The organism is Flammeovirga aprica JL-4, from assembly GCF_012844305.1.
Lineage (GTDB): Bacteria > Bacteroidota > Bacteroidia > Cytophagales > Flammeovirgaceae > Flammeovirga > Flammeovirga aprica.
This window is the reverse complement of record NZ_JABANE010000204.1, coordinates 1-6,485: the sequence shown is the minus strand read 5'-3', so window position 1 is coordinate 6,485 and position 6,485 is coordinate 1. Positions and strand designations below refer to the sequence as shown.

Sequence of the window (6,485 nt, the reverse complement as noted above, 5' to 3'; positions counted from 1 at the left end):
AGTGTATTCAGAAGAGGACTTAATAAAGTGAGAGAGATGATTAAAAGTGTTGATTTCAAAGACTTTACAAATATGATTTCTCATTTTAGGATGAACTATCTAAAAATCATCGGGTAGAGTAATCAATGCTAATACTCTACAATATGAAACGTTACACATTTCAAAGCACAAACCTATCAAAAAAGTTGGTCAGTCCTAATTCAATTTTTTCCACTTTTTATCAAATAATTGGCAAGCATCATAAAATAAAAGTAGGTCCTCATTACCACAAAATTTATAATGTCTAATTGCTTCATAAACACTTAAACCCCAATTAGATTTGTTGCCATATATTTCAAATGTTTCCACAATACCATCAGATATAAATAAAACTTCTCTTGTATCATTATCTATAACCAAATCTGTATGTAAATCAGACTTTTTTAAATCAAATAAACCAAGTTGTTCTAATGAATCAAGTAATTGATTAGCACTCTTTAATTTAGCTTGTTTTTTCTGTCCAACTTTGAGTCGGTTATTTTTTTTCTTCTTGGTAATTTTAATCAAGTCAACATTCTTTTTTGAAAAACAGACTAACTTATACTCTGTCTTGTCAAACCAATATGATTCAGCATATTTTAAGAGAATAAAGTCATAATCATTTAATTTTCTGTCTTTTAAAATTACATCTCTTATCTCAGATGTATAATCATTCTGTTGGATTGGATAGTCTTGCGAAAAAAGATTTGGAGCAAAGACTCCTAGGCATATAAAGAGTCCTAAATGTATTAATGTTCTTTTCATGTTTGTGCTGGCGCAATAGTAAAATATTATACCCTTGTACATCATTTTTATTCCAAATAATCTATAATGTATTGATCTTCATCTACAATATGATCAGTGAGTTGGAATACTTCCTTGATCCATTTATGTTTTAAAGCGACTTCACGGTCGAGCATATTTCCAAGTATCTCAATATCTTTCCAAATACAATCTTCTTTGTCCATTAGTCCTATTTGGTAATTGGATTCATCTGTCCAAATCCGAAAAGGAAATGCAACTCTTTCAGGTGACACCGATTCTTCCCACCATTCTCCTAAGCTTATAACACCTGTTACAACTTTATCCTTATGACCAATTGTATATTGACAATAATATACAGCATAAGCATCATCGTCTTTATAAACAAATCTCGTTAGCCTTACTGTTTTATTACTACAACATTCACAGTCATAAATATTAGGCTCTTCAAATTCTATTTCTATCATCAATTATTATTAGTGGTTATAGTTTTGTATATTCTTTCGCAATCTGTTCAAATTCAGTAAATTTCTTAAATGGAAAATCATTATTTCTTTTCTCTGCAAATTGATTGTCTTTCATCAATACAGAGATTTTCTTGAATTCAAAATAAAACATCCTAATCAATTGAATTTTCTTAATCTCAAACTGTAATTCTACTTTTTCGGGAAATCTTTCCAAATCTCCAATCTCCTCCCCATAATCTTCTGAAAAACCTATTACTTTAAATAATACTTTATGTTTATCTGTTGGAATTTCTCGGATTATAATTTGGTCTCCACCTGGTTCCCCATACCAATTAAATTTTCTTTCAATTTGACCTTCCATTATCCCAATCAATGCATTCAAGCATTCATAAATTGGACATTCAAGGTAAATGTGAGTAATTGATAGTTCGTATAATTTATCATCAGAATAAATCCAACAAGAACTCCAACCACACTCATCTAAATAATAACTAATATTGACTTTCATTACTTTTACCAGTATTCGTTAAATTTCTTATCACAAGCGTCTACTATAAATGCCTGTTACCGTTTTAAGTAGAGCACTTTTAAATTACTAACTAGCCAAAAGATTAACTTTTTTGAAATTGATTGACCTTATCATTTCACTGGAATATAATATTTGACGGCTCCTAAATTTAGTTCCTTCCTGTCAGATCACCACTACACGACAATGACATCAAATAGAATGTATATTCTTTTTTCAATATACACTTCTGTCCAACTTAAGTCTTGGTCTTACCTCTTTTATTATGTTCTTATTTTTATCGGTAACGTTAGTGACTATTATATCTAACTTTTTTAAATTATAAGGTAAACAATTAGGGTCAATTTCTTTAATGTAAAAGTTATCTTTAAGAGATATTTCTTTTAGCTTTTTAAGCTTATTTAAACTTTTAGGGAGTGTCTTTATATTACAATTTTCTATCCTCAGCTTCTTTAGGTTTTTCATTTTGTCTATTTCACTTGGAAGATACTCAATATTATTACCTCTGATTATTAAGCTTTCTAAATTTTCCATTTTCAGAATCCATTCAGGAAAAACTGAATAATTTAAATTAAGTATTCCTAAGCTTCTCAATGATGTAATATCTCCAATCTCTTGCGGAAGGTAACACTCATAGTCTATAGCAAAATGAAAGTAAAGATCCTCCAGTCTTGTAAAATTCTGAAATTTATCTCCTTGAAGACTTATATCAAAGTCTGGGTATACTATTTTTAATTTCTTGATACTCCTTGCAGAATTTGAAGGTTCGAATAAATTTTCCGATTTTTTATTAAATAATTTAAGCAACTTTTTCTACATTTTGAATAGTAACGAAATTGCTAAACTGCGAGCAAGTTCGAGTCTACCGAAACTTCCTGTTTTAGCTATTATTACCCAATGTTTGATTAATTTATTCAAAACCCCATTTAATAAATTATTGAATTTATTAATGCTTACATCAGGATTAAATTTGAGATTTTTTGTTTTCACAAAATCAAATTTGTTTTTTGATAGCTAGTTTTCAATTAAGCATTTTATAAGTTACTGAGTGTGGCCAATACAAGCTTCTTCATAATCTATATTTCCAAGGCTAAATTGATTTTTTATATAATTCATGATGTCATCATAATCTAAATCTTTACCAATACTTACTGAAATTAATGATTGTTTGTCACTTCCTTCCCATAAACAACCCATCTGTTCCAATGCATTACAAATTTTATCTTTTAATTCTAATTTAAAAAATATGATTCTTATTACACTATTACCAGATACCTTAATAAAGTCTTCAAAATACAAAGCATCTTCTTCACTGTCATATTCTACAGATACTAAATCACCTAATGCAATATTTGAAGCATAAAAAGGGATATTATCAATTCTATAATGATCTCCTTCTTTCTCTGCCCAGACACTTTCAATAAAAAAAGTGTCATCAACTCCTTCAACGACTAAATTTATTTTATATGATTTCATTGTTTGCTAAATTAAAATTAGAAGTAGATAAAAATATTGGGTGGCATTGAAAAAAAAGTGGTGTTCACCCCTGAAGAACCTTGGAAAGGTACAATGACGTTCACCCAATAATAAAAACACCTCCCAACTCCCTTCAAAAAAATTAGTCTGCATCAAATAGTTGAAAGGCTCCCACAAGTTATCTCTTATTGTAATACAAAACAAGAATCCAATTCCTAAAAAAAGTAGCTCAACATACCAAAAAAAACCTTATTCTATTCGTGTGTAAATACAAATTATTAAATAGTCAAAAATTTAATATTCAGTCTGTTGTAATCAAAGGAGCCTATCATTTTATAAATTATCAACATTTCGTTCTTACTTTATCATTGACTTAAGCTGTCCTATCGCCCTATGGTAACCACCAATTTCAAAAAACAAAGGTTGAATATTAATCACTTCATCTGGTTCTTCTTTAGTTGGATAGCCATCACTATATACAAAATTACTCCATTCAACATATGCCCCATTATTGATTATCTCAAACATAACCGCTCCACATCCTTCATCACCACAGCAACGACATACATACGCAGTTTGAAGTCCATTGGCAAAATCTGATTTTTAAAAATTGATAAGTCTTTCAGCATAGGATAACTCAAACTTTTTATTGATTCCCCATCCATAAGTTGTTAAGGGATCAATAGTTTCACCAAGTAGTTTTGATAGTGATATTCCATCAATAATAAAATCAATAAATGGTTGATCCTCTTTGAATACTTTGTCTTTCGATAAAACTGATCGCTTGAATTCTAATTGACTAAATTTCATTTTTTCTTCCCTGAATTATTATTTCTTATACTGTGCTTTAATTTTAGTTTATCATCAATAGGCATATTAACAATTACTTCTTCAGTGTGATCATCAATAACTTCCCAATTTATTTTATTTGCTATATCCTTTCCTATAAGAAAATAAACATCATAAGATTCCTGATTGTCTGAAAATATTAATTCTATCAAGTTTATTTTTTCAAAATATTCCCCTTCATCTATGCTAAAGTTTCCACGGTCATTGCAGTTAATTAATGATAATACTAACCATGGAAAATTCTCAGCATTTTCAAATTGGCATTTATCTTTACGAGTCAGTCCATCTATTTTCTTTATAATTAGAATAAGGTCCTTTGTATTCAAATCTTTCGAATATTTTGAATCAAATCTTATGTTTAAGTATCCATAAGTCATCATTTATTGGTTTATCTGAATCTTAATTGGCAAATCTAATCAAGGCAAAAACTTTTCTTTAATCAAGTTACAAAGTGGTTCAATATCATTTACAGCCTTGTCACAGTATTCATAATATTTATCACCGATGATCTTTATAATACTATCTTTTTGAGAAGACTCGTAATCATTTCTAATACTTTTAAATACTTCTGGTTCAATCAACCAATTTTTTCTCCCTTCTTTAGTTGACATTGTCCATTTTAATTCTCCGTCGTAATTTTTAATGATATTTTCAAGTTTGAGGTAATCGTCAAGAACTCCATTATTAAATCTGAAAGCAAAATATGGAGGTATTCCATAAATATTATCGATTGGAAACAAACATAATGCAGGAGAATCTATTTTTTTATATTTTTCCAAAGATTCTCGAATTCTTCTGTTCATACCAGCATCTATTGACTTACACTTTTTATCCATTTTTTATCATTTAAATAACTCATTTCTAATCAAATCATTTCCATCAATGAACTTCATCTTTGATTTTCTGAAGTCCCATCCATTTTTCAAGCCATATCTGATAAATATTTTGACTATACTAGGTTTGTGAAGATTTAATGATTGCTCCTTGTTTTTATTGTCAAATTCAGAAGAGTTTGTCAATGGATTTCCAATTAAAGTAACATCTTGAGTATTGAAATGGAACTCAAGAGCTGTATTCTTATAGCCTTCCCTGAATAATCTTAATACAGTCCTCCATTCACCATCTGCAGTTTCTCCAACTTTCGAATATGTTTCATTAATCACATAGAAAAATACTTTGGAATCTACTACAAGTCTTCTTAATTTATTCTTCAATCTTTAAATTTTTAAGTCGATAACACTTCACTAATTCCTGTTATCTTAATTTCTAACCAATTCGTCACTTTGATTTACAATATATACCTTGCTTCCAATATTTAAAGTCCTATTTCCCATGCCCTTATCATTTTCTAAAAGCTTATCCATTGAATCTTTGTCTAATATTTCTACTGCCTTAAAAAATCCTTTGTAAAAGTAAGCCTTATGGGAAACCGTATCAACAGGTTGTTCAAATGAAAAGTAACTATTACTCATTCCAATAAGAACAACATCTTGTCTTATCACTTCAGGTAATAAAGTCCACCTAAACCAGATTATGACAAGAAATGTGATGATAAACTCAACTAAAATAATAATGCTTTTTTTCATTTAATCTTATATGAGTTAGTACAAAAAAATTACTGACAACATTAAATATAAACAGTTGTGCTTATACCCTTAAAATTCTTAGATAAACACAGAAGCGTTCATCCAATAAAAAACACCTCCCAACTCCCTATCAAAAAAATTAGTCTGCACAAAATAGTTGGAAAGCTTCTACAAGTTATCTCTTATTGTAATACAAAACAAGAATCCAATTCCTGAGTAAGAGGTTCAATGTTTCAAAAAACACCTTATTCTATTCTTGAGTCAACACAAAGAATAACCTTCTTTTATTATTAGCAAAAATTCAATTATCTTCAATAGACATTGCTCAACCTAAACGCACTCTTATTCAAACAAAAACTATGTCTATTGAGAAATTAAAAGCAGTCCCAACTTTTGAAGGCGTTCCCGAAGATCAGCTACAATGGTTATTGGATCACGGGGAATTGAAGACGTTCAAAAATAAAGAACCCATGTTCCAGCCTGGAGATCCCGCCGAATATCTTTTTGTGGTGTTTGAGGGAGAATTCAGAACGTATATTTTTAATGATAAAGGAAAGAAATACATGGATTCTTTTGGAGTGAATACCGTTTCTGGTGTCCTCCCCTTTTCAAGAATAAAAGAATAGGTATATAAACTTACGTCGCCCAATCACAAAGCTGTTTTTGGGTGACATGAATTGAAGAAACCATCCGTGCCAATAATTTTTTGAAAATTGTTTTCCGATATACCCTTCTATTAAATCGAAAATGAAATTCATCTAAATATCGTTGGATATATTGATCACTGACATGGTGATGAAT

The 6,485-nt window shown here is 29.5% G+C and carries 11 protein-coding genes; 1 reads left to right on the top strand and 10 read right to left on the bottom strand.

From position 1 onward, the window contains the following. Window positions 1-195: 195 nt before the first annotated feature. The 10 genes from HHU12_RS32695 to HHU12_RS32650 form a co-directional block, all read right to left on the bottom strand. Complete coding sequence (locus HHU12_RS32695) at window positions 196-783, bottom strand: hypothetical protein (RefSeq protein WP_169660935.1); 588 nt, start codon at window positions 781-783, stop codon at window positions 196-198. Window positions 784-830: 47 nt separating this feature from the next. Next, window positions 831-1,247 (bottom strand): hypothetical protein, encoded by a 417-nt coding sequence (locus HHU12_RS32690; RefSeq protein ID WP_169660934.1) that lies wholly within the window; start codon window positions 1,245-1,247, stop codon window positions 831-833. Between the two features lie 16 nt (window positions 1,248-1,263). Beyond that, complete coding sequence (locus tag HHU12_RS32685) at window positions 1,264-1,755, bottom strand: hypothetical protein (protein WP_169660933.1); 492 nt, start codon at window positions 1,753-1,755, stop codon at window positions 1,264-1,266. Window positions 1,756-1,989: 234 nt separating this feature from the next. Continuing rightward, a complete protein-coding gene (locus HHU12_RS32680; protein WP_169660932.1) occupies window positions 1,990-2,580 on the bottom strand; it encodes a leucine-rich repeat domain-containing protein in 591 nt (196 codons plus the stop codon). Between the two features lie 234 nt (window positions 2,581-2,814). Continuing rightward, window positions 2,815-3,249, bottom strand: a complete 435-nt coding sequence (locus tag HHU12_RS32675) for a DUF4265 domain-containing protein (protein WP_169660931.1) — start codon at window positions 3,247-3,249, stop codon at window positions 2,815-2,817. A gap of 603 nt (window positions 3,250-3,852) precedes the next feature. Continuing rightward, window positions 3,853-4,059 carry a hypothetical protein gene (locus HHU12_RS32670; protein ID WP_169660930.1) on the bottom strand — a complete coding sequence of 69 codons (207 nt, stop codon included), beginning with the start codon at window positions 4,057-4,059 and terminating at the stop codon, window positions 3,853-3,855. Continuing rightward, window positions 4,056-4,478 (bottom strand): hypothetical protein, encoded by a 423-nt coding sequence (locus HHU12_RS32665; RefSeq protein ID WP_169660929.1) that lies wholly within the window; start codon window positions 4,476-4,478, stop codon window positions 4,056-4,058. The genes HHU12_RS32670 and HHU12_RS32665 overlap by 4 nt, the downstream gene beginning before the upstream one ends. Window positions 4,479-4,514: 36 nt before the next feature. Beyond that, complete coding sequence (locus HHU12_RS32660; protein WP_169660928.1) at window positions 4,515-4,934, bottom strand: hypothetical protein; 420 nt, start codon at window positions 4,932-4,934, stop codon at window positions 4,515-4,517. A 6-nt stretch (window positions 4,935-4,940) separates the two neighbouring features. Further along, window positions 4,941-5,312: a hypothetical protein gene (locus HHU12_RS32655; RefSeq protein WP_169660927.1), complete on the bottom strand. Its 372-nt coding sequence runs from the start codon at window positions 5,310-5,312 to the stop codon at window positions 4,941-4,943. A 45-nt stretch (window positions 5,313-5,357) separates the two neighbouring features. Beyond that, window positions 5,358-5,684: a hypothetical protein gene (locus HHU12_RS32650; protein ID WP_169660926.1), complete on the bottom strand. Its 327-nt coding sequence runs from the start codon at window positions 5,682-5,684 to the stop codon at window positions 5,358-5,360. 359 nt (window positions 5,685-6,043) lie between these two features. Here HHU12_RS32650 and HHU12_RS32645 point away from each other — a divergent pair, with 359 nt between their 5' ends. Continuing rightward, a complete protein-coding gene (locus HHU12_RS32645; RefSeq protein ID WP_169660925.1) occupies window positions 6,044-6,310 on the top strand; it encodes a Crp/Fnr family transcriptional regulator in 267 nt (88 codons plus the stop codon). The last annotated feature ends 175 nt before the right edge of the window (window positions 6,311-6,485 follow it).

Bases quoted from the DNA above. Each gene is read 5' to 3' on its own strand.
- HHU12_RS32685 (WP_169660933.1), bottom strand. From the start codon at position 1,755: ATGAAAGTCAATATTAGTTATTATTTAGATGAGTGTGGTTGGAGTTCT.
- HHU12_RS32665 (WP_169660929.1), bottom strand. From the start codon at position 4,478: ATGATGACTTATGGATACTTAAACATAAGATTTGATTCAAAATATTCG.
- HHU12_RS32670 (WP_169660930.1), bottom strand. From the start codon at position 4,059: ATGAAATTTAGTCAATTAGAATTCAAGCGATCAGTTTTATCGAAAGAC.
- HHU12_RS32675 (WP_169660931.1), bottom strand. From the start codon at position 3,249: ATGAAATCATATAAAATAAATTTAGTCGTTGAAGGAGTTGATGACACT.
- HHU12_RS32660 (WP_169660928.1), bottom strand. From the start codon at position 4,934: ATGGATAAAAAGTGTAAGTCAATAGATGCTGGTATGAACAGAAGAATT.
- HHU12_RS32695 (WP_169660935.1), bottom strand. From the start codon at position 783: ATGAAAAGAACATTAATACATTTAGGACTCTTTATATGCCTAGGAGTC.
- HHU12_RS32645 (WP_169660925.1), top strand. From the start codon at position 6,044: ATGTCTATTGAGAAATTAAAAGCAGTCCCAACTTTTGAAGGCGTTCCC.
- HHU12_RS32650 (WP_169660926.1), bottom strand. From the start codon at position 5,684: ATGAAAAAAAGCATTATTATTTTAGTTGAGTTTATCATCACATTTCTT.
- HHU12_RS32690 (WP_169660934.1), bottom strand. From the start codon at position 1,247: ATGATAGAAATAGAATTTGAAGAGCCTAATATTTATGACTGTGAATGT.